This is a genomic window from Halomonas sp. AOP25-F1-15 (assembly GCF_052378675.1).
Classification (GTDB): Bacteria; Pseudomonadota; Gammaproteobacteria; order Pseudomonadales; family Halomonadaceae; genus Vreelandella; species Vreelandella casei.
Genome location: NZ_JBQSXV010000008.1, coordinates 87,617 through 113,544, shown reverse-complemented (window position 1 = coordinate 113,544; position 25,928 = coordinate 87,617). Strand labels below are relative to the sequence as shown.

At 52.1% G+C, this 25,928-nt stretch carries 24 protein-coding genes and 1 pseudogene; 11 read left to right on the top strand and 14 right to left on the bottom strand.

The features are described from left to right. Positions 1-85: 85 nt before the first annotated feature. The 6 genes from ACT3TF_RS15080 to leuC all read right to left on the bottom strand — a co-directional run bounded on the left by ACT3TF_RS15080 (position 86) and on the right by leuC (position 7,964). Positions 86-1,738, bottom strand: coding sequence for a glucan biosynthesis protein D (locus tag ACT3TF_RS15080; protein WP_441684307.1), 1,653 nt, complete (start codon positions 1,736-1,738; stop codon positions 86-88). Positions 1,739-1,873: 135 nt separating this feature from the next. Next, positions 1,874-3,250: a type IV pilus assembly protein FimV gene (locus ACT3TF_RS15075; protein WP_444672451.1), complete on the bottom strand. Its 1,377-nt coding sequence runs from the start codon at positions 3,248-3,250 to the stop codon at positions 1,874-1,876. A gap of 177 nt (positions 3,251-3,427) precedes the next feature. Then, complete coding sequence (asd, locus tag ACT3TF_RS15070; protein WP_096279665.1) at positions 3,428-4,540, bottom strand: aspartate-semialdehyde dehydrogenase; 1,113 nt, start codon at positions 4,538-4,540, stop codon at positions 3,428-3,430. A gap of 204 nt (positions 4,541-4,744) precedes the next feature. Further along, complete coding sequence (leuB, locus tag ACT3TF_RS15065; RefSeq protein ID WP_096279662.1) at positions 4,745-5,824, bottom strand: 3-isopropylmalate dehydrogenase; 1,080 nt, start codon at positions 5,822-5,824, stop codon at positions 4,745-4,747. A gap of 37 nt (positions 5,825-5,861) precedes the next feature. Then, positions 5,862-6,509, bottom strand: coding sequence for a 3-isopropylmalate dehydratase small subunit (gene leuD / locus ACT3TF_RS15060; RefSeq protein WP_096279660.1), 648 nt, complete (start codon positions 6,507-6,509; stop codon positions 5,862-5,864). Positions 6,510-6,512: 3 nt separating this feature from the next. Continuing rightward, complete coding sequence (gene leuC / locus ACT3TF_RS15055; protein WP_096279658.1) at positions 6,513-7,964, bottom strand: 3-isopropylmalate dehydratase large subunit; 1,452 nt, start codon at positions 7,962-7,964, stop codon at positions 6,513-6,515. Between the two features lie 155 nt (positions 7,965-8,119). On the opposite strand from leuC, the gene ACT3TF_RS15050 reads away from it, so the two are divergent. The 3 genes from ACT3TF_RS15050 to rlmF all read left to right on the top strand — a co-directional run bounded on the left by ACT3TF_RS15050 (position 8,120) and on the right by rlmF (position 10,649). Continuing rightward, entirely contained in the window at positions 8,120-9,037 is a 918-nt protein-coding gene (locus ACT3TF_RS15050) for a LysR family transcriptional regulator (protein WP_096279656.1), read from the top strand. Between the two features lie 240 nt (positions 9,038-9,277). Then, positions 9,278-9,616, top strand: coding sequence for a hypothetical protein (locus ACT3TF_RS15045; RefSeq protein WP_444672450.1), 339 nt, complete (start codon positions 9,278-9,280; stop codon positions 9,614-9,616). Positions 9,617-9,704: 88 nt separating this feature from the next. Further along, a complete protein-coding gene (rlmF, locus tag ACT3TF_RS15040) occupies positions 9,705-10,649 on the top strand; it encodes a 23S rRNA (adenine(1618)-N(6))-methyltransferase RlmF (RefSeq protein ID WP_096279652.1) in 945 nt (314 codons plus the stop codon). Positions 10,650-10,715: 66 nt separating this feature from the next. Here the strand turns inward: rlmF and ACT3TF_RS15035 are convergent, their stop codons facing one another. The 5 genes from ACT3TF_RS15035 to ACT3TF_RS15015 form a co-directional block, all read right to left on the bottom strand. Further along, positions 10,716-10,949, bottom strand: coding sequence for a hypothetical protein (locus ACT3TF_RS15035; protein WP_096279650.1), 234 nt, complete (start codon positions 10,947-10,949; stop codon positions 10,716-10,718). Between the two features lie 119 nt (positions 10,950-11,068). After that, positions 11,069-11,473, bottom strand: a complete 405-nt coding sequence (locus tag ACT3TF_RS15030; protein ID WP_444672449.1) for a GFA family protein — start codon at positions 11,471-11,473, stop codon at positions 11,069-11,071. Positions 11,474-11,705: 232 nt separating this feature from the next. Further along, entirely contained in the window at positions 11,706-11,975 is a 270-nt protein-coding gene (locus tag ACT3TF_RS15025) for a tautomerase family protein (protein ID WP_441684321.1), read from the bottom strand. 123 nt (positions 11,976-12,098) lie between these two features. Next, positions 12,099-12,584: a transposase gene (locus tag ACT3TF_RS15020; protein ID WP_444625604.1), complete on the bottom strand. Its 486-nt coding sequence runs from the start codon at positions 12,582-12,584 to the stop codon at positions 12,099-12,101. A 161-nt stretch (positions 12,585-12,745) separates the two neighbouring features. After that, a complete protein-coding gene (locus ACT3TF_RS15015) occupies positions 12,746-13,303 on the bottom strand; it encodes a TetR/AcrR family transcriptional regulator (RefSeq protein ID WP_444672448.1) in 558 nt (185 codons plus the stop codon). A gap of 86 nt (positions 13,304-13,389) precedes the next feature. On the opposite strand from ACT3TF_RS15015, the gene ACT3TF_RS15010 reads away from it, so the two are divergent. The 3 genes and pseudogenes from ACT3TF_RS15010 to ACT3TF_RS15000 all read left to right on the top strand — a co-directional run bounded on the left by ACT3TF_RS15010 (position 13,390) and on the right by ACT3TF_RS15000 (position 16,509). Continuing rightward, on the top strand, positions 13,390-14,133 hold the full coding sequence (locus tag ACT3TF_RS15010; RefSeq protein ID WP_444672447.1) for an SDR family NAD(P)-dependent oxidoreductase: 744 nt from the start codon (positions 13,390-13,392) through the stop codon (positions 14,131-14,133). Between the two features lie 177 nt (positions 14,134-14,310). Then, positions 14,311-15,075, top strand: coding sequence for an alpha/beta fold hydrolase (locus ACT3TF_RS15005; protein WP_444672446.1), 765 nt, complete (start codon positions 14,311-14,313; stop codon positions 15,073-15,075). A 358-nt stretch (positions 15,076-15,433) separates the two neighbouring features. Then, positions 15,434-16,509, top strand: a pseudogene (locus tag ACT3TF_RS15000) (IS3 family transposase). 281 nt (positions 16,510-16,790) lie between these two features. On the opposite strand, the gene ACT3TF_RS14995 reads toward ACT3TF_RS15000, so the two are convergent. Together ACT3TF_RS14995 and ACT3TF_RS14990 are read right to left on the bottom strand one after the other, a co-directional pair. Next, positions 16,791-17,507, bottom strand: coding sequence for a DUF6882 domain-containing protein (locus tag ACT3TF_RS14995; RefSeq protein WP_442347393.1), 717 nt, complete (start codon positions 17,505-17,507; stop codon positions 16,791-16,793). A gap of 544 nt (positions 17,508-18,051) precedes the next feature. After that, the gene (locus ACT3TF_RS14990) at positions 18,052-18,630 is read right to left on the bottom strand and encodes a DUF416 family protein (protein WP_444625608.1); all 579 of its coding nucleotides are present in this window, start codon (positions 18,628-18,630) and stop codon (positions 18,052-18,054) included. Between the two features lie 218 nt (positions 18,631-18,848). On the opposite strand from ACT3TF_RS14990, the gene ACT3TF_RS14985 reads away from it, so the two are divergent. Next, on the top strand, positions 18,849-19,076 hold the full coding sequence (locus ACT3TF_RS14985) for a phage integrase N-terminal SAM-like domain-containing protein (RefSeq protein ID WP_444672445.1): 228 nt from the start codon (positions 18,849-18,851) through the stop codon (positions 19,074-19,076). Between the two features lie 534 nt (positions 19,077-19,610). Beyond that, on the top strand, positions 19,611-20,927 hold the full coding sequence (locus ACT3TF_RS14980; RefSeq protein WP_444672444.1) for a hypothetical protein: 1,317 nt from the start codon (positions 19,611-19,613) through the stop codon (positions 20,925-20,927). 86 nt (positions 20,928-21,013) lie between these two features. Here ACT3TF_RS14980 and ACT3TF_RS14975 read toward each other — a convergent pair whose 3' ends face one another. Continuing rightward, entirely contained in the window at positions 21,014-21,535 is a 522-nt protein-coding gene (locus tag ACT3TF_RS14975; RefSeq protein ID WP_096279638.1) for a zinc ribbon-containing protein, read from the bottom strand. A 161-nt stretch (positions 21,536-21,696) separates the two neighbouring features. Between ACT3TF_RS14975 and leuS the strand changes: the two genes are divergently transcribed. The 3 genes from leuS to holA are packed head-to-tail and all read left to right on the top strand — an operon-like array spanning position 21,697 to position 25,837. Continuing rightward, positions 21,697-24,282: a leucine--tRNA ligase gene (gene leuS / locus ACT3TF_RS14970; protein WP_096279636.1), complete on the top strand. Its 2,586-nt coding sequence runs from the start codon at positions 21,697-21,699 to the stop codon at positions 24,280-24,282. After that, positions 24,279-24,773, top strand: coding sequence for an LPS-assembly lipoprotein LptE (locus tag ACT3TF_RS14965; protein WP_096279634.1), 495 nt, complete (start codon positions 24,279-24,281; stop codon positions 24,771-24,773). The genes leuS and ACT3TF_RS14965 overlap by 4 nt, the downstream gene beginning before the upstream one ends. Continuing rightward, positions 24,770-25,837, top strand: coding sequence for a DNA polymerase III subunit delta (holA, locus tag ACT3TF_RS14960; protein ID WP_096279632.1), 1,068 nt, complete (start codon positions 24,770-24,772; stop codon positions 25,835-25,837). The genes ACT3TF_RS14965 and holA overlap by 4 nt, the downstream gene beginning before the upstream one ends. The last annotated feature ends 91 nt before the right edge of the window (positions 25,838-25,928 follow it).

Below are 25,928 nucleotides of genomic sequence, written 5' to 3'. Positions count from 1 at the left end.
AATTGTTCACTCTTCCTCAACCTGCCTGCGCAGCTTTTTAGCAGGGACTATTGTTGCCGTTCTGACGCTCGGGGTGAATTCAACCTCAGCGTGCTGGGACTCTCTCCGGGAACTGGCGGTCTTCCGGCATCGGCGGGAAGTACTGATAGACCCAGGTCTCACTGATGGTTACGCCCTCGGCGCTTAGCGTCAGGCGCATGTCGAGTGGGTCTAAAGCGTCGCTGGTGGGATACCAATCGAACTGAATACGGAAGCCCTCGAAGTCATCTACCCAAAAAATCTGAACATTCTTGACCTCGCCTTCGGGCACGTCGAGGTGGGTCTGAAGCCCGATCTCATTGTCGTGGAAGTGCTTAACATCACCACCGACAAAATCGATAGCGATGCGCTGAGCCCAGACGTCCGGAAAGTGCTCACCCGGCGCCCAGCCCTCGGGGAAACCACCGATACCGGTAAACGTCTTGCGGACTCGCGCTAGGTCGCTCTGCACTGGCGGAAGAGCACTCCAGTGAAGCTTGTAGGCGTAGTGCAGTGCCTGCCCCGCCTCTACCGCCGCTTCCGGCTTCCAGAAGGCCACGATGTTGTCCATGGTCTCACCAGAGGTGGGGATCTCAAGCAGCTGAATTTCACCTCGCCCCCAGTCGCCCAGAGGCTCAACCCAGAGACTAGGACGGTTGTGATAGTTGCCCACGATATCTTCGTAGCTGTCGAACTCGTGGTCAGTTTGCAGCAAGCCAAAGCCCTTGGGGCTGTTGTCGCTGAACGAGTTGAACTGCAAACGTGGCGGGTTATTAAGGGGCCGGCAGATCCACTCGCCGTTGCCGCGCCAGATCGAGAGACGATCGGAGTCGTGGATCTGTGGGTGGAAGGTCAGGCACATGTCGCGCTGCTGGGTACCGCAGCTGAACATGCTGGTCATCGGCGACAGCCCGAGCTGGGCAATCGATTCTCGCGGAAAGAGATGCTTGTCGATCTCCATCACCACTCGGTTATCTTCACAATGGATGACGAAGCGGTAGGCGCCAGCTAGGCTCGGAGAGTCAAGCAGCGCATGGGCCACGAAGGTCGTGGCGCCGGCTTCCGGTGTTTCGAACCAGAAGCGAGTAAACGCCGGAAACTGCTCGTTGGCTTCATCGGTGTAGGTATTGACGGCAATACCGCGGGCGGAGATGCCGTACTGATAGGTGTCATCGACCGCGCGGAAGTAACTGGCGCCGAGGAAAGACACGATATCGCGCTCGGTCAGTGAAGGCTCCTTAAACACCCGAAAACCGGCAAAGCCAAGTTCGCCCTGCCCTTCGAGCTGCGAGACATCGACGTGAGCGCCCGAATAGTTGAACAGGTCGGGACGAAAGTGAATCTCTCTCGCCTGGCTGGTCTCAGGGTCCACCGAATACATCCGCACCGGCTGGTCGAATGCCATCCCCACGTGGAAGAACTGTACGTCAAGCGGGCCATTCAACTGATCCCAGAGAGAGTGGTTGGGATCGTAGCCGATTTCGTTGTAGCGCTGTGGCGTGAGATTGCTCAGCGTCGGCGGCAACTGCTGGACAGTGCTCTGATAGGGTTTGACGGCGAGGTCGCGGGCATAATCCTGAAGCCAGTCGAAACTGAAGGCTTGAGAATCGCCATCCGCGATACGACTAGAGGCGCTGGCCGCGGCGAACAGAGGTGCCGAAGGCAAGCCATACCAGGCCGCTAGCGCCAACGCGCTCTTGAGCACACTTCTACGATCCATGAACACCTATCCTTTGTATGTAGACAGTCAATTCGCAGCATTTACGATCCGAGACCTCTTAGCTGCAAGCGAGATGCGAATTTCAGACGCCGTATTTCGACGGCAGTTCCCTACATCAAGCCTTGAGCGCCCTCGTCACCGGTTATCAACCGGCTTGAATGCCACCTCCTCAATTTCCCACGACGCCTCGATTGAGCCAGGGGCGCGATTAGCGCCAGTTGCACGATGCGTAGCAAGCTGTTCGTTAGGCGGATGATAATCAACCTGCCAGTGGTCGGGGTTTTCATCCCTTTCACCCTCTCCCAGTGGGCGTCTATTGTGATCATCATCGACCTTCTTATCCGGCCCGGGCATTAACGTGGGTGAAGCAGAGGGCTTTATCACGGCCTTCGCCATCGCTGCGTCGTCCCAGGTCTCATCTTGATGCTTACGCCGCCAGATCAATAACACAACCAGTAGAACGATGGCCGTTAGCCCAAGCGGCCACTGGTAATCCGCGATGAAAGTGTTCGCACTCTGCCCCTCGCTCGTACTGGCAGCGGGTCGCGCAGGAGATTGCTCCGCAGCAACCGCTTGGCTAGAGAGCGCATCGCTGAGCGCCTCCGCCAGTGAGGCAATATCGCTGCGCAGCTCACTTAACTCGGTACGCATTAGTTCGCGCTCGTCACGCACCTGTTGAAGCGCCGCCTGGTTTGAGCGCAGCTGCTCGGCCAGCCCGCCGGGAAGTAAGGCCTCAGGCGGCTCAATGTCCTCTTCAATCGCCGCGGGCCGGTCTACTGTCAAAAAAGCATCAGCATTAGCAGCACCGCTGGAAAGATCAGTCTCGCTTGTCTGCAGAGCTTGGGTAGAGTCTGCTGGGACATTCGGCATGTCCACACCTGAGCGTGCCATTACGCGCTCTTCATTCGGCACCCGCAGCGTTTGGCCTGCTCGGATCTCGTTAGCATTACCTGACGGAAAAATATTAGGATTAGCGTCAACAAGCGCTGCCATCATCTGCTGAACGCTAGCCTTTGCAGGCTTAGTTCGCTCGGCAACGCTCCATAGCGTGTCGCCACGATTGATATAAGCGCGCTGTTGGTCTTCATTAGAGAAATTATTTAAGACCACGCGCTGGGCGTAATCTTGCGGATCAAAGAGTAGCGTGACATCGCGGGTCTGCGACCCGCCTGGGTACTCCAGAGTCAGCAGCAGCTCAAGCCAAGGCTCCTGCATGGTCTGCTGTGAACTTAAATATACCTGGCGGCGGCCCTGTCGTTCCTTAACTTGGGCAGTCACGCTAGCGGCTGACGGCGTCCACTCAAGCCCTGCAGCAGCGAAATCGGTCTGATTGGCAACCCTAACGCTAATATCTTCTAACGGGTAATCACTGTTTCCAAGCAGCGATAGAGAAGCCTTCAACGGCTCATTTAAATAAGAACTGACGTTCGCGTACCCCAGCTCAACGGCAATGGCGAGAGGACTCACCAAGCTCAGTGAGACACACACAGCCCATGCGCGTATTGGTTTCATAAAGCTCCCTAGCGTATTACTTTATTTCTCCCACCGGCTAAACTTGGCGGCGTTACTTCCCTCCCCATAACTTAACTAAATATTGGCTTATTTCCCATTCGTGAGCGTTGTTGCCACGAAAAAAAACGGGAAGCTGCGAACAGCTTCCCGTTTAGACTGATGTACAACCGCCGTCAATTACTGCTCGCGTAAAATCTTAAGCATGCGCTTAAGCGGCTCTGCGGCGCCCCAAAGCAGTTGATCGCCAACGCTGAACGCAGACAGATACTCACCGCCCATTTGTAGCTTACGAAGGCGCCCTACCGGCACTTGCAGCGTGCCGGTAGCGGCAGCAGGCGTTAGCCCAGCGATGGTGGCGTCTTTATCATTAGGAATCAATTTGACCCATTCATTGTGCTTAGCAATGCGGTCTTCAATCTCATCTAGCGGCACATCATGCTTAAGCTTGATCGTGAACGCCTGACTATGGGAGCGCATCGCGCCAATACGCACACACAGGCCGTCAATGGGAATCGGGTTGTTGTCGAGGCCCAAAATCTTGTTGGTCTCAACGCTGCCCTTCCACTCCTCACGACTCTGGCCGTTATCCAACTTAGTGTCGATCCACGGCAACAGGCTGCCCGCTAGCGGTGCGCCAAAGTTATCGGTCGGAAAATCGCCGCTGCGCATAGCAGCCGTTACTTTACGGTCGATATCTAGAATCGCACTTGAGGTATTCTTCAGCTCATCGCCAACGCTTGAATGAAGCTGTCCCATTTGATTGAGCAACTCGCGCATGTGCTTAGCACCGGAGCCTGAAGCGGCCTGGTACGTCATGGACGTCATCCACTCGACCATATCGGCTTCAAACAAACCACCCAACCCCATAAGCATGAGGCTGACGGTGCAGTTACCGCCAACAAAGGTTTTAGCACCTTTGGCGAGCTGGTCATCGATCACCTTGCGGTTAACCGGATCCAGTACGATTGTTGCTTCGTCTTCCATGCGTAGCGTGCTAGCGGCATCAATCCAGTAGCCTTTCCAGCCAGCGCTACGTAGATCTTTATAGACAGGCTTGGTGTAATCACCACCCTGGCACGTCACAATGACATCCAGCGCTTTAAGCGCCTCGATATCAAAGGCATCTTTCAGCGAAGGTACCTCTACACCGATGTCGGGGCCGGGCTGGCCAACCTGGGAAGTGGTAAAGAAAACCGGCTCTATGCCGTTAAAATCACCATCTTCTTGCATGCGTTGCATCAGCACCGAGCCAACCATGCCGCGCCATCCCACGAAACCGACTTTCAACATATGAAGTCCTCCTGCAAAGAATGAGTCCTTGTATTATACACAAATCGTTAGGGTAATTTTGGAACCAGCAGGGAGGTAAGAGGTGTCCCTGCGACAAGCCTTCGAGGGGGCGCTGTAAACCCGTCCCTGGGCGCTATATTTGCCATCCATGGCAAATGACCCCCTCTACGGCTTGTCCCAGGCGCCCTTAAGGCAGTCGCTACTTTACTGCTTGGCAAACGCGGCGAGTACCGCATCACCCATTGCCTCGGTGCCAATGGTTTGCATGCCGTCAGAAGCAATATCCGCAGTGCGCCAGCCATCATCCAGCACGCTGCCTACGGCGGCTTCTATGCGCTCTGCCATCGCGGTCTCATCGAGCGAATAGCGCAGCATCATGGCAACCGACAGCATCATCGCCAGCGGGTTAGCAATATTCTGCCCAGCGATATCTGGCGCGCTGCCGTGGCAAGGCTCAAACATGCCCTGCCCGCTCTCATTTAACGACGCCGAAGGGAGCATGCCGATAGAGCCGGTCAGCATCGCGGCGGCGTCAGAAAGAATATCGCCAAACATATTGCCGGTAACAACAACGTCAAACTGCTTGGGCGCGCGGACCAGCTGCATGGCTGCGTTGTCGACGTACATGTGCGAAAGCTCAACGTCCGGATATTCCGGTGCCAGGCGCTCCATCACTTCGCGCCATAAAATCGTCACTTCCAGCACATTGGCTTTATCGACCGAGCACAGCTTCTTGCCACGCTTTTGGGCCATTTTAAATGCCACGCGACCAATACGCTCAATCTCGCTTTCAGAATAAATATAGGTATTAAAGCCCACGCGTTCGCCGTTGCGCACTTCAATGCCACGAGGCTGGCCAAAGTAAATACCGCCGGTGAGCTCGCGCACAATCATAATATCAAGCCCAGCTACCAGCTCAGGCTTCAGGCTAGAGGCGCTGGCTAGCTGCGGATAAAGCATGGCTGGGCGCAGGTTGCCGAACAAACCAAGGTTTTTACGCAGCCCCAGTAAGCCTTTTTCAGGACGCTTAGAGAGATCTTCAATTTTATCCCACTTAGGGCCGCCCACTGCGGCTAGCAGGATAGCGCTGGCCGCTTTGGCTTTAGCCAGCGTTTCCGCGGGCAGCGGGTCGCCGTGAACGTCGTAGGCAGAACCGCCCACTAAACCCTCTTCTACTTCAATATCCAAACCTGCTTCTTGGCACGCTTTTAATAGGCGCGCCGCCTGGGCAGCAATCTCGGGACCAATACCATCTCCCGGTAACAACAAGACCTTATGTGTCATGCAGATTCCTTAACAATAAAATCGATAAACGTCAGGCTTAGGCAGTATCACGGAATAACCAGGGCCGCGCAGCCCTATGTTTTTGCTCAAAGGCGCGAATAGCATCTTCGTCTTTTAGCGTCAGGCCAATATCGTCCAATCCTTCCAACAGGCAGTGTTTGCGGAAATCATCCACTTCAAACGCTAGAACCTCACCGCTGGGCGTAACGACACGCTGGTTTTCTAAATCTACATCCAACTGATAGCCTTCATTGGCGTCCAGCTCGGCAAACAGACGGTCTACCACATCTTCTTGGAAGGTGATCAGCAAAATGCCATTCTTGAACGAGTTGTTATAAAAGATATCGGCAAAGCTGGGCGCAATCACCACTTTAAAACCAAAATCTTCCAGCGCCCAAGGCGCATGCTCGCGAGAACTGCCGCAGCCGAAATTGCGCCGTGCCAGCAGCACTTCAGCGCCTTTAAAGCGTGGTTGATTCAGCACAAAATCAGGGTTCAGCGGGCGCTGCGAACAGTCCTGCCCTGGCTGCCCCTCATCTAGATAACGCAATTCATCAAACAGGTTAACGCCAAAGCCGGTGCGTTTAATCGATTTCAAAAATTGCTTTGGAATAATCAAATCGGTGTCGACGTTAGCGCGATCAAGCGGCGCGACCACACCTTCAAAACGGGTAAACTTTTTCATGGCTTAGGCCTCCTGAGCGTGAGTGGCGTCATTGGCTGGCAAGGTGCGCACGTCAACAAAATGACCCGCTATGGCCGCTGCAGCGGCCATAGCGGGGCTGACCAAGTGAGTGCGGCCACCGTAGCCCTGGCGGCCTTCAAAGTTGCGGTTAGACGTTGATGCACAGTGTTCCCCGGCACCCAACTTATCCGCATTCATGGCCAAACACATAGAGCAACCCGGTTCGCGCCACTCAAAACCGGCTTCAATAAAGATTTTATCCAAGCCTTCGGCTTCTGCCTGACGCTTTACCAAACCAGAGCCCGGCACGACCATAGCAAGCTTAATCGAGCTAGCCACTTTCTTGCCCTGGGCAACCTTGGCGGCCTCACGCAGATCTTCAATGCGCGAGTTAGTGCAGGAACCAATAAAGATTTTATCCAGCTTGATATCGGTGATTTTCTGGTTGGCGTGCAGCCCCATGTACTCCAGCGCGCGAGTGTGGCTACGTTGAACGGTTTCATCTTGCGCGGCGAACGGATCAGGCACCTGGCCAGAAATACCGGTGACCATCTCAGGGCTGGTGCCCCAGCTCACCTGGGGTTCAATCTCTTCAGCTTTCAGAGTAACGACTTTATCAAATGCGGCATCTTTATCGGACACCAACTGGCGCCAGTCAGACACGGCCGCTTCCCACTGCTCCGCGGTAGGGGCAAAGGGGCGCTGGCCAAGGTAATCAATCGTGGTATCGTCTACGGCAATCAAACCCACCCGGGCACCCGCTTCAATGGCCATATTACAAACGGTCATGCGGCCTTCCATAGAGAGCGAGGCAATGGCGCTGCCCGCAAACTCAATCGCATAGCCAGTACCGCCAGCGGTGCCGATTTGGCCGATAATCGCTAGCACAACGTCTTTAGCAGTAACGCCTAGACCTAGCTCGCCTTCGACGCGCACCTGCATATTCTTCATTTTTTGCGCCAGCAAGCACTGAGTTGCCATCACGTGCTCAACTTCCGACGTGCCGATACCGTGAGCCAATGCGCCAAAGGCACCATGAGTGGCAGTATGAGAGTCGCCGCACACCACGGTCATGCCCGGCAGTGTTGCACCCTGCTCAGGGCCCACTACGTGAACAATGCCTTGGCGTGGATCGTTAATTTTGAACTCTTCAATGCCATACTCAAGGCAGTTGTCGTCCAGGGTTTGCACCTGAATAAGCGACACAGGGTCTTTAATCCCACTATTACCCTCGGCACGTTCTTTCACCGTGGTTGGCACGTTGTGATCGGGCGTGGCTAGGTTGGCATCTAAACGCCATGGCTTGCGATTAGCTAAGCGCAGGCCTTCAAACGCTTGAGGCGAAGTCACTTCGTGAAGCAGCTGGCGATCGATATAAATCAACGCGGTGCCGTCATCGCGTTGTTTGACCAAGTGCTGGTTCCAGAGTTTGTCGTAAAGCGTTTGACCTGACATGTGGTTCTCCCGGGCTGCGCCCTTTTCTTGCTAGTTGGTCGTGCTAATGGGTCTTGCTGGCATCTCTGTGCCAGTGATGGTTAGAGTGTTACGCGGGCTGCGCATAAAAGCAATTCATGTTATTCATAGTTTAGATTCCAATCAGGAATACCAAAATGGATACTCAAAGCCTACAGGCTTTTCTGGCCGTGGCCGATACGCAAAGTTTCTCGCGCGCGGCCGAACAGCTCCACTTAACCCAACCGGCGGTGAGCAAGCGCATTGCGACGCTGGAATCCCAGGTGGGCACGCGTTTATTCGATCGCATAGGGCGGCGCATTGCATTGACCGAGGCCGGAAGCGTGCTGCTACCCCAAGCCCGAAGCATTCTATTTACCGTAGAAGATAGTCGCCGTGCGCTAGCCAATCTTTCAGGCCAGGTGGGTGGGCGTCTAACGCTTGCGACCAGCCATCACATCGGTTTGCACCGTTTACCGCCGCTACTCAAGCAGTACACTCAGCGCCATCCAGAGGTAGAGCTAGACCTGCACTTTCTTGACTCTGAACAGGCGTATCAAGGTGTTTTAGACGGCACCCTGGAAATGGCAGTGGTGACGCTGGCACCTCACCCCTATGCACAGCTGCACGTTGTCGAGTTATGGCGTGACCGGCTGTGTTTTGTGTGCGCGACGGACCACCCCCTTGCCAATCAGCCCCAGTCTCATCATAAATCGGCAGGTCATAAAGGCCTTTCACTCGCGGCGCTGTGTGACTATAGCTGCGTGATGCCCGGGGCCAAGACATTTACCGGCTCGCTCATTGCTCAGCGGTTCCATGAAGCCGGCCTACAGCTACCGGTAAGTATGGCAACCAACTATTTAGAAACGCTTAAAATGATGTGCAGCGTTGGCTTAGGCTGGAGCCTGCTACCAGAGAAGATGATCGACAGTGAGCTCGTAGAACTCAATGTCGACACGGCGCCCATCTATCGCTCATTAGGCTATTTAGTACATACCAACCGCACGCCTTCTAACGCCGCTCGTCGCATGGTTGAACAGCTAGAAAAGGCGTCAAGCCATGCAGCAATGCTATAGCGGCTTAGCAATACGGTCACGCTGAAACATCTGCGTATTTCTTAATTAAAAGCAATGGGCTAAAAAGTAACGGGCACTTACTCAGGGCGAGCTGAATGTCTACGAATAGCGGCTTTGTAAGAAAGAAGATTACCACTGGACTACCTTCCGCCGGTTGAGTACCTTTTAAGAGCGACGTATTAGTGGCAATACCGCCGAGGCAGCGGCACTCATTTAGATAAAAATGTGAGATGAAACGACATGAAGCGTACTCTTCTTAGTATCACCACTACATGGGTGCTTTTTCCATTGGGCACCGCTTTCGCTCAATATGCCCCTGTCGATCCTATGCCGCTGGGGCAGTCCTCTACAAGCGTAATGGCCAATAAGCTTTCAGGAGATATTGCCAGCGGAACCACGGGATCTAATTCCGTGTCAAGCCGCTGCTTCGCGAACTCCGGCCCAGGACCCGAGCGCCGCGCCATGGAAGCAGAATATGAGCAACGGCTAGCAACAGAGGGTAAAGCCCAAGCGGACGCTTGGTTGGATCAACATGGCCGAGAGTATCGCGCAGGGCTGGTGGCGGAAGGAAAGTGTTAATAGCGATGCGCCTAGCATAAGCAAGCGTTATCAAGTGCATTTACCTGTAATGTAAATCCATCGAACGCCAAGCCCCAGGCCTATTACTGTGACCACCCTGCATAGAAGTGAAAAAAGCCGAGCCAAGTCTGTTCGCAAAGGCCTGCACCCGAAGAATCTACATAACCAAGGCTATGACTTCCCAGCGCTCGTAGAAAGCCACCCTGCACTAGCCCCCCATGTGAAACCGAACGCTCATGGCGAGCTTTCTATCGATTTCGCAGACCCGTTGGCAGTTAAAACGCTCAACGCCGCGTTATTAAATCGCTACTACAACATTACCGATTGGGATATTCCAGAGGGCGCGCTTTGCCCTCCCATCCCAGGCAGGGCTGACTATATCCATTACATGGCCGATTTAATTGAGCTCGGGCTTGGACGTAAAAATCCCAGCATCAAGCTACTCGATATAGGAACGGGGGCGAATGGAATCTACCCGCTACTGGCCTGCCAAATTTACGGCTGGCAGTGTGTCGGTAGCGAGATTAGCGCTCAGTCACTTGAGAACGTCGCCACGATTATCGCCAACAACCCTACGCTCAAAGATCGCTTCACGCTGCGCACGCAGCACGATAAAAACCACATGTTTGAAGGGATCATTCAAGCTGGGGAGTTCTTTGACGTCAGCGTATGCAACCCACCCTTCCACGCCTCGCTTGATGAAGCACTGAAAGGCAGCCAGCTTAAACTCAATAACCTTGCGCGTAGTCGCGGTGAAAAAAAAGCAAAGACCAAATCTCCTACGCTGAATTTTGGCGGGATGGGGGCAGAGCTTTGGTGCAAGGGAGGCGAACAGCTGTTTCTTAAAAAGCTAATAAAAGAAAGCCAAGTGTATTCCACTCAATGCCAGTGGTTTAGCAGCCTGATTTCAAAAGCCGACAATGTGAAACCTGCCACGAAGTTGATGCGTAAGCTCGGTGCCGTTGATATACGGGAAATAGAGATGACGCAGGGAAATAAGATGACGAGGATATTGGCCTGGACATTCATCTGAAGCGTTTCAGAAGTGGCGTATGAGCATGCTGTGATATGGTAATCCCTCCTTTTCAGAGGATGAGTTTCATTCTCTCGGGATCTCAGCAAGAACTTCCCCAGTCAACACGCGAACGTACTTTGCTGCTGAGGCTTCGCTAAAACTGACCTCGATCTCTTCGTTTGAATCAATTTTAGACAGCTTTTTGACCAACTCTCGAGTCGCGATCTTAACTGCTGAACGTGGATTAGTGATGCCTTCTTCCTGCATCCCCAATCGAACTTTCATCGTCTCGTAAAGCTCGCCAGCACTCGCCGCCATTTCAATCCTCTCGTGAACTCATAACCCTGTCATAAACGGCGCGGGCTTTTGAGCGTCGGCGACCGAAGGGAGCGAATTTAATCGCCTTGTTAGGCAAGTACTCATAGACACATATGATTTTAATAACCTTTATATGGCGGAGCTTCTGGATACTGCGGGAGTTCATCGGCTATCTCTAGCCAAGACTGCTTAGATGATATCCAAAAGTGCATATCAGGATTAAAAAGTGACGAATCGTCAAGGCTGCCAGCCGTCAATCCAATAACTCCGGCGGAGGTACGCCGAGAAAATATGCTTGAACCACAACGCGAACAAGATCCTCGCTCTAGAGTTTCTGAGGAGTAAAATGTGCTAATTGGGCCTGTGATAGACACATCTTCAATCCGCATTAATACACGGGCGTTAAAAGCAGCCCCGATAGCTTTTTGACATTCCTTACAGTGGCACACTCTCTGATTTAATGGATCAGCAGTCGTTTCGTAACGAACAGCTTTACATATGCACCCGCCGCAAAATCTGGTCATTTAGTAAACCTTCTCCTCAAGTGGCCAACGTTAAATTAACAGGCTGGCTTTAGCCGGTTCCAACGAGCGCAGCGAGTGGCTTGAATGTCTGGTTAGCCTTTCTCACAGCGGCTTGCCACGTATATAGCGATACTCTTGCGTATGCCCCTCGTAACCCCAGGCGTCCGCGTGGACCTTGTGGATTACAATGTAACTCGCAGGTGCCAACGGCCCAAATATGTTGGCAACTGCATCAAACACCTGTGGATGTATTCAGACTTTCGTTTTTAGTATTTGTGCCCTCAGTAACCTTGATGTCCAAGTAAAAAGTCACTAGCGACTGGCTGGCAAGACTCTTGCCCCCTATGTACCAGCTTTTAGCCGATGTGGCATTGACCTCGACAGAAGCAAGCTCGTGCTTCTTGCCAAGAGCGGTTGCAGTAATTTCGGTAAGGGCACTTGCGACTTGATCTGACTGATCTTGCGATACATCGGCAGAGATATGGAAGCTTAGGTATGGCATAAGGAACCTCTCCAAGACTGACTAACGAGGCTGTAGAAAACCCCGAATTTGTCATTGGTGAAGCCAGTACCGGCGGTAACGACAGTGCTCTTTTGATAGCTATTTTCCGAAATACCTAGCTTCTTAAAGCGAGCATCGACCGTTTCCAGTACGGGTTGCAAGGTGCGGTATTCCTGTCCTTCGCCAAAGGCCTGGGCTGTGCGTCTTTAGGAAACGATCCACTTTGTTCATAGCGGCATCTAGCGAGAGAATCGTCTTGGCGCAGCGGATATCTCGATCCAGATTGGCTTCCGTTTCAGCTTCATAACGCGCGTAGTGTTCCACTAAGTGATGCCGAATCAGACCTCTCCGTTTCTCACGTTTCTCGCCTAGCTCTTTGAACGTGCCAGACAGCTCTTTAGAGGCATCAGATGACATTTTGCAGCCGTCAATGGCAAAGAGTTCGTTGCCCAACAAGCCTTGTTCATGGCACACCAACAGCACTTGCTCGAAAAGCGCTTCAATCTCGTCAGCATGGCGGCTGACAAAACTTGCCCGTGTGGTGAAGTGGGGAACGGTATCGCAGGAGAGCGCTTTGAAAATGATATTGGTCTCGCAGCACCATTGCATCCGTGTTTTTTGTGTTGAGTAATTTCAGAAAAATCAACTTGATCGATAAGAATTAAAAGCGTGCCGCTCTCGTTTAGTAGGTACTCCACTCCTCTTGAATGAAAGCTTTCCAAAACGTCTACTTTGCTGGAGCTTTAAAGAGTCGTCATCTAAATCTGCGCTCAATCTTTTACGCTTATGCCATTCAGGAACAAGCCTACAAGATGCCCAATACGCGATTTCGATGAACGGTCATTCTCGATTGCGATGGAAATCGCCGTTACCACGTAAATTAAATCCTCGTAAGTGACATCGCGGCGGATGGCACCTGCTTCTTGTCCACGCAGAAGCAGCCGATGCCCTTCTGCGGTGATCGCATTACATCCGGGCGTACCGCATTGGATAATGGTCCCAATCGAAGCAGCAAGGCTCTGGTAAATGCTCATGTTCATAGCAAGTTCTTCAAGATAAGCTCGTATCGCGTCACCTGGTGTGACATGAGGGTCGCGCGCATGGCTGGTCTGTGCAAGCGACAAGAAACGCTCATTGCTAGTCGCGGCCAAGAGTGCCTCACGCGTGGGAAAGCGACGATAAAGCGTACCTATACCAACGCCTGCGCGCTTGGCAACTTCCTCCAGCGGAACCCCCGCTCCTCTTTCTAAGAAAAGCTCCTCGGCGGCAAAAAGAATAAGTTCGCGGTTCTTCTGTGCGTCAGCCCGGAGGGCAGGTTTATTACTCAATTTTTTTCCTCTTTCGCTTGTTAAGTGGAGCTTACCTCCATATTATAAGTGGAGCAACTCTCCACTTATAACAGAGGTATTAGAAAATGACGAAACGCTTCGAAAACAAAGTTGTGGTGATAACGGGAGGCAGCGACGGCATCGGTCTCGCAACGGCGAAACTTTTTGCCATCGAAGGTGCACACGTTTACATCACAGGGCGTCGGCGAGAACTACTCGACGAAGCTGTGAAAGAGATCGGCCAAGGGGCGGTAGGCGTACAAGGTGACGTCACTAACTCTGCCGACGTCACTCGGCTTTACGAACGGATCCAACGCGATCACCAAAGGGTCGATGTCGTGTTCGCCAATGCGGGCATTTACGAGGTCATTCCACTCGATGCGATAGAGGATACGCATTTCGACTCGACCTTCAACGCCAATGTGAAAGGCATGGTGTTCACTGTGCAAAAAGCACTACCGCTGATGACAGCGGGAAGTGCTGTCGTGCTCAACGGCTCCATCGCTGGCAGCAAAGGCCTGCCAGGCCAGTCTCTTTACAACGCCAGCAAGGCAGCAGTGCGCTCTTTCGCTCGAAGCTGGACGAATGACCTTAAGGAGCGAGGCATCCGCGTGAACGTGGTTTCGCCTGGTGGAACAGAAACGCGCCTGATAAGGAGCTACCTTGATTCGCAACCGGAGGTCGAAAAGGCACTAAATAAAAGCGTTCCGCTTGGGCGGCTGGGGGAACCGAACGAGATAGCACGAGCAGTCCTCTTCCTGTCATCAAGCGAGAGCAGCTTTGTCGCTGGACATGAACTTTTTGTCGATGGCGGTGCAGCCGCAGTTTAGGCCCCGGGCAGGTCTCGTTCAGTTCTAAAGATATTGGAGTCAGATGAAGATTAGCTCTCAGAGTAATTGCAGTAATTTTCATTTGGCCCCCCACCCCCTCCTCTCCAATGTGGAGGAACCCTCCATATTGCAATGTCATACTCACACCGATTTCAACTCTCAACAGAGGTAGTCAACATGATCAATCTCCGCACTCTAACCTTGTCCGTAAGCGTCACGCTAGGCGCCATAATTGCGCTGCCGGGCATGGCTATCGCTGACGTACAGAACATCATTCTGGTTCACGGCGGAAACGTCGATGGCAGTACTTGGAGAGGGGTTTACGACCGGCTGACTGCCGAAGGCCTAAAGGTCACAGTTACTCAACTGCCAATGACATCCGTCGAGGATGACGTCGCGGCGGTCCAGAGAAGCCTGGACGTGCAGGACGGCCCGGTTCTGCTCGTGGGGCATTCTTATGGCGGCGTGGTTGTAACCGAAGCCGGCATCGACCCAGACGTCAAAGGTCTCGTCTATGTCACAGCGTTCCAGCCTGATATCGGGGAAAGCGGCGGCGACCTGCTAGCCTCAGTGGCCAGCGATTTCACGGCCGACAAGCTGACGGTCACCGACGATGGCTTTCTTTTGGTCAATGACGACGCGTTCCTCTCCTTGGCAGGTAACGGTCTTTCAGAAGAAGACGCACTCTTTTTGGCAAGGTCCCAAGCATGGGCCAACGCGGGGAATCTTGCTCACAAAGTTACTTCTGCGGCATGGCAGGATAAACCGAGCTGGATGACGGTCGCTACCGAGGACCTTCTCATCTCACCGGAGTTGCAGCGCCGTATGGCAGAGCGCGCCGGTTCGACAATAATTGAGATCAAGAACGGCCATATGCTGCCGATGACGAGCCCCGATGAGGTGGCCGAGGTGATCGCGCAGGCCGCCAAGGCGGTTAACTAGAACAGCCCTCCCGTGCGGACCGCGACAGCGGTCCGTACGCTTCTCCCTTTGCACAAGATCATCGTTTTAGTAGATATTTTTATCTGACCCAAGCTTCAAACGCAGTAAATAAATCAGCTCCGCATCCCGTTACTGCCGTAATCGCGATGGCTTCCATTGTACGCCAATTATTCTTAGCAAACTTTCCAAGCTTTTTGAAAAAATATCTACTCGGATCGATATGACTCATCGGGTGATTTAACACATAACTGTACCGATTATAATTCTGGCTATTATGTGGATCAGCCTGAATAAATTGAATCGCCCCAGGTTTCGTAGACAACTTCCGGCCTTATACTGACGGCATCTAGGAGGATCCATGAACCCTCCCCGTTACACTGAAGAATTAAAAATCGAAGCCATCAAACAGTGGTAGAACGCGACCATCGCGTTGCCGAGGTCTCTGAGCGGTTAGGCGTGCCAGGCCACACCTTGTACCAGTGGATCAAGCGCTACGATAAGCCGGTAGAACAACGGCATGAAGATGATGATCTCCAAGCTGAAAACCGTCGTTTGAAGGCTGCACTAAAACGCGTGTCAGAAGAGCGAGATATATTAACAAAGGCCACCGCGTACTTCGCCAGGGAGTCCGACTGAGGTACGCGTTTATTCAAAAGCATGCGAGCCAATATCCGATACGGCGTTTGTGCCGCATGATGGCTGTGCACCCTAGCGGCTACTACGCATGGTGCAAAAAAGCACTGTCTAATCGAGATCGGTGTGATCAGCATCTCTTGGGATTGATCAAGCATGCGTGACTTGAAAGCGGCGGTTTATATGTCTATCGCAAGGTATATCAGGACTTGCATGAGGCTGGTGAAGCCTGCAGTAAGCACCGAGTAGCCGCCTGATGCGCAGGGAAGGTTTACGCTCTCAGACGGGCTATCGACGACGCCCTGGCTGCTATGGCGGTGGAAAACTGGCTGTTGTATCACTCAACTATTTAGACCGTCAGTTTGAAGTAGCAGCGCCAAATATTGCTTGGGTGACGGATATCACGTACATCTGAACGTACGAAGGCTGGCTTTACTTAGCGGTGGTTATCGACCTGTTTTCTCGTCAAGTGGTTGGCTGGTCGATGAAGTCTCCTATGACCACAGAATGAGTGCTGGATGCTTTGTTATCGGCAGTCTGGCGACGAACAGTGAGGGTGTGTTCGGATCAAGGAAGCCAGTTCAGCAGTGGAGACTGGCAAAGCTTTCTGAAAGCTTCTTTCAACTCCTCAAGCGAGAGCGAATCAAGCGACAGATTTATTCGACACACGAAGCGGCTAGACGTGACGTGTTCAATTACATTGAAATGTTCTACAACCCAAAGCGCCGACACGGGACAAGTGATAACTTATCACCGGTTGAGTATGAAAGGCGTTACTTTAAGAGCCTAACGGGTGTCTAAAATATCCGGGGCGATTCATTTTGAGCACCCTGGTTTTGCGGGGGGATTACCAAGCGCCGCCAAAGCTTTATGGAAGAATCGTGACCATCCACTGCCATCACTTTCAAGCAGCTCGATCATGGCCAACAAGTCATTGCGTGTCTTCTCGTACATGGCTTCCTTCGACAGCTAAGGCTCAGCTCAGCCGCAGGCTGGGCGAAGCTTGTTTTGTGTTAATTTGAGAGCGACAGCGAGCAACACAAAAGCAAGTGGAGCCCAGGCTGTCGCACTGCAGCTTTTTGTTATGCTTTGACCCAAAACTTCCAACCCTTTTTCTCTTTTGGCTGTTTATTTGATGAACTTAGTGTGCCTTTAATATTAGACAGTCGACCTTCAGAATCAAACTCAACACTTATATTACCCCTCTCGCAGTCAGCTGATATTAATGATTCACCCTCCATCACATTGTAACCTTGCGAAGAAAGAAATGACTTCGTCATTTGGCGATGATCAACATCAAATGTAGAAATAACTTGAGATATTGTGGTTATTGCTTTTTCCGGAGAAACTGGTGATATTACTTCTTGCGGGAGGCCTCTAACTAGAAAATATAAAGCTCCACCTTCATAAGGTCCGCGATAATAACAACTAGTTGAGTCAAGCCCTGATGCAACCATTGCTATGGAGTGGCCATCAGCAATACTCGTCGAATAGCTACGTTCTGTCAGCTCTGAAACTTCTAATTTATTACCTAATTCTTTTAATTCACGACAGCTTTTAAGCAACGCAGAAGGAAGATTACTTGCTTCGTTTGCCCAGGCCCAAAGCCATGACTCATCACCTTCTGATTCTGAGCCTAGCAATTGAATTGGAAACATTAAGTCATCACCGAAAGTAACCTGACCCTCTATAAGGTCTACTTCCCACCCTCTTTCTCCTAGTAAATCAGCGAAAGCAAGTTGTTTGGCAAATCCAACACCTACATGTTGAGAAAACAACATTCTAAATTCAGGGCTCAATTTATTATCCTCCTTGATGCATAAAAGGTATTACGTTGATGGCTTGAGGTGAGGCGCATTTTTCTTGGCTACGCTCGCCAGCCCTTTAATTTTCTTTGAAGTCCCCGTTGAAGATTCAACTTCAACGGAAGCCAGTGATTTCAAATCAATAGCTCCAAAATCGAAATTCGTACTATCAAGAAAAACTCGAAAAACTGACTTTCACTCAAGTACGGATTACTTAGACCTCAACTCTCCAACGGATAGCCAGCCCGCTCACCAATGGATTTAGTAATTCTAAATTTGTGATCCTTCCCATCACTGTTGACGAACCTCAAAGCATAGAGTGCTATTGGCCTACAGCCAGAATTTACGATCTTTACGTAAATTCCATCAACAATATTCGCGAAGCTTTCTTTATACGATCCTGATACATCAAATCTCGTTCGATCACGGAACATGAGGTAAAAAGCTATACAAAAACTAGCTACAGAAATGTAGATACTGATGATGGGAAAAGCCTCTTTCATAGTCATGACGGTCGATCAGTTGCTTCAACGTAACGCTATGCGACCTGGTTAAGTATTGGTTCGATATCTTGTCCATGGATGAGTTGCACGAGGTCCTTCGTTCCTTTGACAATATTGAATATACCTAATTGCCAATTAATTTCACTAACCATAGCTGGGTGATTTTCGATTTCAGACTCCGATGTACCGCCCTTACAATCCAGCTCGAGACACTCCTGAACATATAAATCGACTGTATCGTAACAGCTGCGCAGAACATAAATTAAAAAAGAAGGATCGTTATCTTTAATTTGGTCGAGCAAATATTCATGAGCAACACCTGCGTTTAGGGCGTATGAACCTAAAACCGTACCGAAGTCCTCAGTGTCAGGAATTACCTCACCGACTTGCTTTGATAACTTATTTGAATTGACTCTTTTACTACTGAACCAATCTATTGCTAACTCTCGACATTGTGTCAATAGCGATTCATTCCCCCAATCCTCAAATTCACTAAACTTTGAATAGAGCGGTGATAACCGAATACAGCAAATTAATATGATAGCCACCTTCTCCTTTTGGTTGAGTGCAGCGGCTTCAATTTCAATCTTTTTAATATAATTTTCGTAATTCATTGTTTCATTCTATTCGCATAACAGGTATTAGACGGCGCATCCCATGATTGGATGAACGCGCTAGCATGATTCCTTAGCAAAGGTAGCCTACTTGTTCCCATATAACCATATGATTTTAAATTAAATTAATAATAATTAGGCTGTATTTGCAGAGTTTGCGCGCTTTGCCAAACTCAATAATTTTGTATATCCATACAACATCATGGAGCAATGACCATATGGATATGCAAAACAAGCCACCGAAGCTGATGGATCGTGTCAAGGTAGTGATGCGGGTAAAGCGCTACAGTCCACGTACTGAAAAAAAACCTACTGTTATTGGATGCGCTACCTCATTCGCTATCATGGGGTGCGTCACCCCTGCCACTATGGGCCCTGCCGAAGTGCAGGATTTTCTTGAACACCTTGCCGTTGAGCGATACGTAGCAGCATCAACAGAGAACTAAGCGCTTACCGCGCTTGTATTCATCTATCGCCATGTACTCGATAAGCCACTGGGCGATATTGGCATTTTTTTCCAAGCAAAACGCCCACATCGACTCCCCATTTGCTATTAAACCACTTATCTGGCTCGATGAATTTAATGGCTACTTTGATGTATGGCTGAGGACTGCGGCTCATCGAAACATGTCGTTTGCGCATCAGAGATATTGATACCGAATGCCATATCATCACCGTCAGGGCAGGAAACTTGTTTATCGGCTAGCAGTGGGTCGCATACCAGTCACTTTCGCCCGTGCGCTGGATCGCAGTATCTAAACGCGGGTATTTCCTCGGGTTGGCAATGGCTGTTTTCTGCAAGCCGCCCATGCTGTGATAATGCCGTTTTATAAAAGCGTTGCCTTTGAGGACAACAGCTTGCTGGTTGCATTGATCTGGCACCGCTGTGCGGTACTTTCGCAGGTGCCTCGCTCTTAGCTTACTGCTGGCCTTCTTCCGCAAATCCGATTAGCCTGCTAATTCATTACTAAGGGCTTGGCATGCAAGAGACCACTTCTCAGCAGCGTTTAGCGGGCGTGCTGATTTTGTTTGGATTAATCGCTCAGATTATCGGTTTTACGGGCTTATTACATACGGCGCACGTGGTGAGCTATTTGCTGTGGCTGGCAGTGGCGCTGCTTTGGCGAGATATTCCTAAACGCTCGCGCATTCAAGCCGGAGTATTGATGGGCTTGGGCCTATTAATGCTGTTAGTGGCGCGCGTTGTGTATGACGCCGAGGTGGACTGGCCTGCCATGCTACAAGGGAATGCCTTTGTGGCGGCCATGCTGGTAGGCGTTAGCTTTATTACTTTAGTGGGCAAACAGCAGGGGCGAAAAAAAGCGCCGGGTAAAAAGTTAACGGGCTACGGCGGCATTTTACGTACATGGCTGGGCGTGCATTTTCTGGGCACGATTTTGAACATGTCGACGATTATTATGGTGGGCGACCGGCTGGCACGTTCAGGTCCGCTTTCCATGCCCCAGTTTTTAGCCCTTAATCGCGGGCTTTCAAGTGCCGCCACGTGGTCACCCTTCTTTGCTTCTATGGGCATCGTGATCGCCCTAGCCCCAGAGATGCAGTACTCCTATGTGGCAATGTTTGGCTTGCCGCTAGCTTTGTTATCGGGGTTATTAACCACGCTTGAACTTGGCCGTCGGTTTGACCTGCGTGAGGTGTATGGCTTTTCCCTCGCGCCGAGCAGCCTGCTAATGCCGGGGATAATGGCGCTTCTGGTGATGGTGTTTCACTTTTGGCTCACACCTAGGCTATCCATTGTAGGCATTATTACCTTTTTAATCCCAATGGTGGCCTTGCTCTATAACTTGCGTGATGGGCCACGCTACACATTTCGCCGCATTCGCCAGCATACCACTACTCGCTTACCGGCAATGCGCGGAGAGATTTCGCTATTTTTAGCAGCCGGGCTTTTAACGCTAGGCCTGTCGACATTAGTCGCTTCAATAGCAGGCAACGATTGGACACTGTTTGCATCGTTTGGGGCTGCACAAGGCATGATCAGTTTTCTCGCGATTGTGCTAAGTGCGCTGGCGGGCCTTCACCCGATCATCGGGATTTCGGTACTGGCTTCTATGGTGAGTTTGCAAGGCAGCGAACATACCCTTTTTGCATTTGCGGGGCTGTGCTCATGGGCAATAGGCACTAGCGTGGGGCCACTGTCGGGTATCAATCTATCCCTGCAAGGTCGCTATGGCGTTAGTGGTTATCGCATGATGAAAAACAATTTATTTTATGCAGGCGTGATGAGCCTGCTTTCACTGGCTTCGATTGCCGGATTGAGCTACTTGGTGAATTAATCGTTGCCCTTAAGCCATACCAAGTTCAGCCTGGCAGCCCTATTAAGAGCTGCCAGGCCAAAGCCTTTACGTCAGATAGCGCCCGCTTAAGTTTCGATAATTTTATTAGGGAAGCGATAGAAATAACGATGGCCACACTCGTGGCAGGGCTCTAAACGCGCCACGGTGGGCAGCGTGACCTGGGCATCGCAATGCACGCAGGCCATTAAACCGGGCGCCGCCATTTCACCTTCGCAGTAATCGGCACGGGCTGCTTCTAAATCATCCTCGAAGCGCTCACGGTCCACCACGCTGCGGTCGGCAACCGACAGCAGTGATTCAGCCACGCGGCGGGAAAGGCCGTCCAGGTCGATACCTAACCAGCTGGCCACCTGCTTACCGGTATCCGCCATGTAGTAGCGCATATCTTTCAAATCGCGCTCTACCCAGGCTCGCAGCAGGGCTAGCTCGTCTTTGGTGTACTCTTCAAGGTCTGATTCGAATTCAACTGCATCGTCCAAATCCTTCTGTAAATTTTGCCAAGTTAGGTCGTTTGCGCCTCCCTGCATCCGCTCTAACAGTCGTTCATAGCCTTCGCGTAGGCGATTGTCATTCTGATGTTCACTCATGGTGCCTCTCCTTTTGTCGACGCATGCGGTTTCCTATCATCGGCTTACCGTTCAAGGATACACCTGCATAGGATACAATCAGCCTTACTTATCTGACAGATGTCATCTCACATTCACTTTGCGCCCCTTTTGGGCGAATACGCCAAGGCATGAATAAACCGATGGACGCACATTATAGCCCTCGTGAAATTGAACGCGACGCCCAGCAGTACTGGGACAAACATCAGTGCTTCAAAGCAGTAGAGGACGCGAATCGCGAGAAGTTTTACTGCCTTTCCATGTTCCCCTACCCCAGCGGTAAGCTGCACATGGGGCACGTGCGTAATTACACTATCGGCGACGTTGTATCGCGTTTCCACCGCATGCAGGGCAAAAATGTCATGCAGCCCATGGGCTGGGATGCGTTCGGTATGCCGGCGGAAAACGCCGCCATCCAAAACCAGGTCCCGCCGGCCGAGTGGACTTATCAAAACATCGACTACATGCGTAACCAGTTGAAGGCACTGGGCTTTGCCTACGATTGGAGCCGCGAGTTCGCCACCTGCGATACCAGCTACTACCGCTGGGAGCAGTGGTTCTTCACCAAGTTAGTCGACAAAGGCTTGGTGTATAAAAAGATGTCAACGGTCAACTGGGACCCGGTTGATCAAACCGTGCTCGCTAATGAACAGGTCATTGACGGCCGTGGCTGGCGTTCCGGTGCGCTGGTAGAGCGTAAAGAGATCCCGCTGTGGTTCTTGAAGATTACTGATTACGCTGAAGAGTTGCTCACGGACCTCGATAAAGTCGAGTGGCCGGAGCAGGTTAAAACCATGCAGCGCAACTGGATTGGTAAATCTCGCGGCGTCGAGCTGACCTTTGATGTGAAGAATGCTGATGGCAACGCCAACGAGCCGCTAGCGGTCTACACCACTCGCCCAGATACGCTGTTAGGTGTGACTTACGTAGCGGTAGCCGCCGGCCACCCGCTGGCCAAACAGGCGGCTGAGCAGAACGCGGCGCTTGCGGCCTTCTGTGACGAGTGCGCCAAAGGCGGCACCTCAGAAGCCGAAATGGCCACGAAAGAGAAGCTGGGCATGGCGACCGGCCATTTAGCAATTCATCCGCTGACGGGCGATGAAGTGCCGGTGTTTGTCGCAAACTTCGTGTTAATGGAATTCGGTACCGGCGCGGTCATGGCGGTACCTGCCCACGACCAGCGCGACTGGGAGTTTGCGACTAAGTACGGGATTGAGATCAAAGCGGTGATTGCCGATGAAAATGGCCAAGCGCCTGATCTTTCCGAAAGCGCCTATACCGAACATGGCGCCCTGATCCATTCAGGCGAGTTTGATGGCCTTGAGTTTCAAGCAGCCTTCGACGCCATTGCCACAAAACTTGCCGAGCTTGGCCGCGGCGAAGTAAAAACCAACTTCCGTCTGCGTGATTGGGGCGTTGCCCGCCAGCGTTATTGGGGCGCACCCATCCCGGTTAAATACGGCCCAGAGGGCCAAACGGTACCGCTTACCGATGCTGAGCTGCCGGTCGCGCTGCCCATGGAAGTCACCGTTGACGCTTCTGGTTCGCCGCTGAAAAAAATGCCGGCGTTCTCTGATCTAGGCGATGGATGGACACGTGAAACCGACACCTTTGACACCTTTATGGAGTCATCCTGGTATTACGCGCGCTTCTGCTGTGCTGATAATACAGAGGCGATGCTGGATGAGCGCGCCAACTACTGGCTGCCCGTTGATCTTTATATCGGCGGCATCGAACACGCCATTTTGCACCTGCTGTATGCCCGTTTCTTCCACAAGCTAATGCGTGATTTTGGTCTGGTGGATTCTGACGAGCCTTTCCAACAGCTGCTGACCCAAGGCATGGTCATTGCGGAAACGTTCTTCCGCATAAAAGATAACGGCGGTAAAGAGTGGTTTAACCCAGCGGATGTTGACGTTAAGCGCGATGAGAAAGGCCGCCCATTAAGCGCCATTCTCATGAGCGATGGACAGCCGGTAGAGATGGGTGGCATCGAGAAGATGTCCAAGTCGAAAAACAACGGCGTTGACCCGCAGTCGATGATCGACAAATTCGGTGCGGATACCGTGCGGCTATTCATGATGTTCGCCGCCCCGCCTGAGCAGTCGTTGGAGTGGTCTGATTCCGGCGTTGAAGGCGCCCATCGCTTCTTGAAGCGCCTATGGCGCCAGGTCAATGAGCATATAGCCGCCGGTACGCCGGGCTCGCTGAATATTGACGCGCTCAATGACGACCAGAAAACGCTGCGACGCAAAACCCACGAGACCATCAAGAAAGCCAGCGATGATATCGGCCGACGCACCACGTTCAATACCGCGATTGCCGCCGTTATGGAGCTTTCCAACGCCATCAGCAAATTCGACGATACGTCTGAGCTGGGGTTAGCGGTAAGCCGCGAAGCCTTGGAAGCGGGCGTCTTGCTGCTAGCACCGATTACGCCACACTTGTGCCATAGCCTGTGGGAGACGCTGGGACATAGCGGCCCTGCTATTGAAGCAACGTGGCCGGTGGTTGATGAAGCGGCGCTTACCCGCGATAGTATTGAGCTCGTCGTGCAAGTCAACGGTAAGCTGCGCGCTCGCCTTGAAGTGCCCGCCAGTGCCGATAAGGCGTCTATCGAAACACTCGCCATGGAACACGAAAACGTCCAGCGTTATCTTGAAGGTAACACCGTGCGTAAAGTGATCGTGGTGCCCGGAAAATTGGTCAACATTGTGGTGAGCGGATGAACCGACGTACGTTTTTAACCACAAGCATCGCCGCCTCAGCGGCGGTGCTCTTAAGCGGCTGTGGCTTTCGGTTACGTGGTCGTGATTCATTGCCCACCCTGCCCACGCTAGCACTGGAAGGCGATAACAACAGCGCGGTTGCCCAGCAGCTAACAACTCGCCTGCGGCAACTAGGTACCCAGGTAGAACCTGGCGCCCCTTGGCGTGTAACGCTTGGCACGCCGTCGCTCGTTGACCGTCGTTTGGGTGGTGATGGCCGCGCAAGTCGCGAGCATGAACTCACCCTAAGCATATCGCTGTCCGTGCAAGAACGAGCCTCTAACGCTTACCACATTAATAACGCGACGCTATCCTCTAGCAGTCGTATTCGCGTTAATGATGATGACCTGCTCAATCGCGAATCGCTGTTTGCAGAGGCTGAGCAAACGCTGGCTCGCGAGCTGTCGCAGCGGATAATAGAACGCCTTGCCAACATTGAGGCCATGCAGTGAAAGTATTTGCCGACCAGCTACCCGCTGCTTTGGCAAAAAAACTGCCGCGCGTGGTCATTGTAGCCGGCGACGAGCCGCTACAGCACCGCGATGCCTGCGATGCGGTAAGAATGATAGCGCGGCAATCTGGTATCGAAGAGCGCGAAGTCCTGGACGTTGAAGCGAACTTTGCCTGGGGGCGCTTGATTGAAGTGGCCAGCAACCTATCGCTCTTTGCGACCAATAAGCTGCTGGAATTACGGGTAGGCAATCACAAGCTTGGGCAGGATGGTAGCAAAGCGCTGGCACAGTACGCCGAAACCTTGGATAACAGTGACGACGTACTGCTCATCAGCATGGGGAAGCTAGACGCCAAGCAGCAAAAAAGCGCCTGGTTTAAAGCATTAGATAAGCAGGGCTTGTTTGTACCGGTATGGCCCGTCGATGCCTCGCGGTTGGGTTATTGGCTGCGTGATCGCGCCTCAAGGCACGGCTTGCAAATAGAGCTGGATGCGGCCCGCCTATTGGGCGAACGTACTGAGGGCAATTTGCTCGCCGCTGATCAAGAGCTGCAAAAACTGGCCTTGATTCATCCTCAGGGCACGCGCTTAAATGTAGAAAGCATTGCCCAAGGCGTCGAAGACAGCACTCGGTTCGATGTATTTAATTTAGCCGACGCCTGTTTGAAAGGTGAGCCCAGTCGCGCGTCTCGCATTGTTAATGGATTAAAGAGTGAAGGCGTCGAAGCCCCGATTGTACTTTGGGCACTGAGTCGCGAGCTGCGAACGCTGCTTTCGCTGCATCAACATTTGGATCAAGGGCAAAGCTTTGAGCACGCCTGTAAAACCCAAAAGCCGATGATCTTTGACAAGCGACGCCCTGCTTACCAGAAAGCTATTGCCCGCCTGCCCATGAAGCGTCTTCACAAACTGCTGCTAATGGCCCAGCGGCTAGATCTGGCCGTAAAAGGCGCCGCGGCAGTCCCCCTATGGCCCGGGCTGCATGATTTGGCCATGACCATTGCCGGTGGGCGTGGGCTGCTTGCAGAAACAGCCTGGACCTATCGCGTTAATGCGCACGGTTAATCGGCAGCGTAAATACGATGATGAACACTAGCCACGTTAGTGCAAATAATGAGTACTTTTGCTCTTGGGCTTAAAAATTTGGCAAATTATT

Bases quoted from the DNA above. Each gene is read 5' to 3' on its own strand.
- leuS (WP_096279636.1), top strand. From the start codon at position 21,697: ATGGACGCACATTATAGCCCTCGTGAAATTGAACGCGACGCCCAGCAG.
- leuD (WP_096279660.1), bottom strand. From the start codon at position 6,509: ATGAAAAAGTTTACCCGTTTTGAAGGTGTGGTCGCGCCGCTTGATCGC.
- ACT3TF_RS14985 (WP_444672445.1), top strand. From the start codon at position 18,849: ATGGATATGCAAAACAAGCCACCGAAGCTGATGGATCGTGTCAAGGTA.
- ACT3TF_RS15030 (WP_444672449.1), bottom strand. From the start codon at position 11,473: ATGACCAGATTTTGCGGCGGGTGCATATGTAAAGCTGTTCGTTACGAA.
- ACT3TF_RS15045 (WP_444672450.1), top strand. From the start codon at position 9,278: ATGAAGCGTACTCTTCTTAGTATCACCACTACATGGGTGCTTTTTCCA.
- ACT3TF_RS15075 (WP_444672451.1), bottom strand. From the start codon at position 3,250: ATGAAACCAATACGCGCATGGGCTGTGTGTGTCTCACTGAGCTTGGTG.
- leuB (WP_096279662.1), bottom strand. From the start codon at position 5,824: ATGACACATAAGGTCTTGTTGTTACCGGGAGATGGTATTGGTCCCGAG.
- ACT3TF_RS15080 (WP_441684307.1), bottom strand. From the start codon at position 1,738: ATGGATCGTAGAAGTGTGCTCAAGAGCGCGTTGGCGCTAGCGGCCTGG.
- ACT3TF_RS14975 (WP_096279638.1), bottom strand. From the start codon at position 21,535: ATGAGTGAACATCAGAATGACAATCGCCTACGCGAAGGCTATGAACGA.
- leuC (WP_096279658.1), bottom strand. From the start codon at position 7,964: ATGTCAGGTCAAACGCTTTACGACAAACTCTGGAACCAGCACTTGGTC.
- asd (WP_096279665.1), bottom strand. From the start codon at position 4,540: ATGTTGAAAGTCGGTTTCGTGGGATGGCGCGGCATGGTTGGCTCGGTG.
- ACT3TF_RS15005 (WP_444672446.1), top strand. From the start codon at position 14,311: ATGATCAATCTCCGCACTCTAACCTTGTCCGTAAGCGTCACGCTAGGC.
- ACT3TF_RS15010 (WP_444672447.1), top strand. From the start codon at position 13,390: ATGACGAAACGCTTCGAAAACAAAGTTGTGGTGATAACGGGAGGCAGC.
- ACT3TF_RS14965 (WP_096279634.1), top strand. From the start codon at position 24,279: ATGAACCGACGTACGTTTTTAACCACAAGCATCGCCGCCTCAGCGGCG.
- ACT3TF_RS15035 (WP_096279650.1), bottom strand. From the start codon at position 10,949: ATGGCGGCGAGTGCTGGCGAGCTTTACGAGACGATGAAAGTTCGATTG.
- ACT3TF_RS14980 (WP_444672444.1), top strand. From the start codon at position 19,611: ATGCAAGAGACCACTTCTCAGCAGCGTTTAGCGGGCGTGCTGATTTTG.
- ACT3TF_RS14990 (WP_444625608.1), bottom strand. From the start codon at position 18,630: ATGAATTACGAAAATTATATTAAAAAGATTGAAATTGAAGCCGCTGCA.
- ACT3TF_RS15050 (WP_096279656.1), top strand. From the start codon at position 8,120: ATGGATACTCAAAGCCTACAGGCTTTTCTGGCCGTGGCCGATACGCAA.
- ACT3TF_RS15025 (WP_441684321.1), bottom strand. From the start codon at position 11,975: ATGCCATACCTAAGCTTCCATATCTCTGCCGATGTATCGCAAGATCAG.
- ACT3TF_RS15020 (WP_444625604.1), bottom strand. From the start codon at position 12,584: ATGCAATGGTGCTGCGAGACCAATATCATTTTCAAAGCGCTCTCCTGC.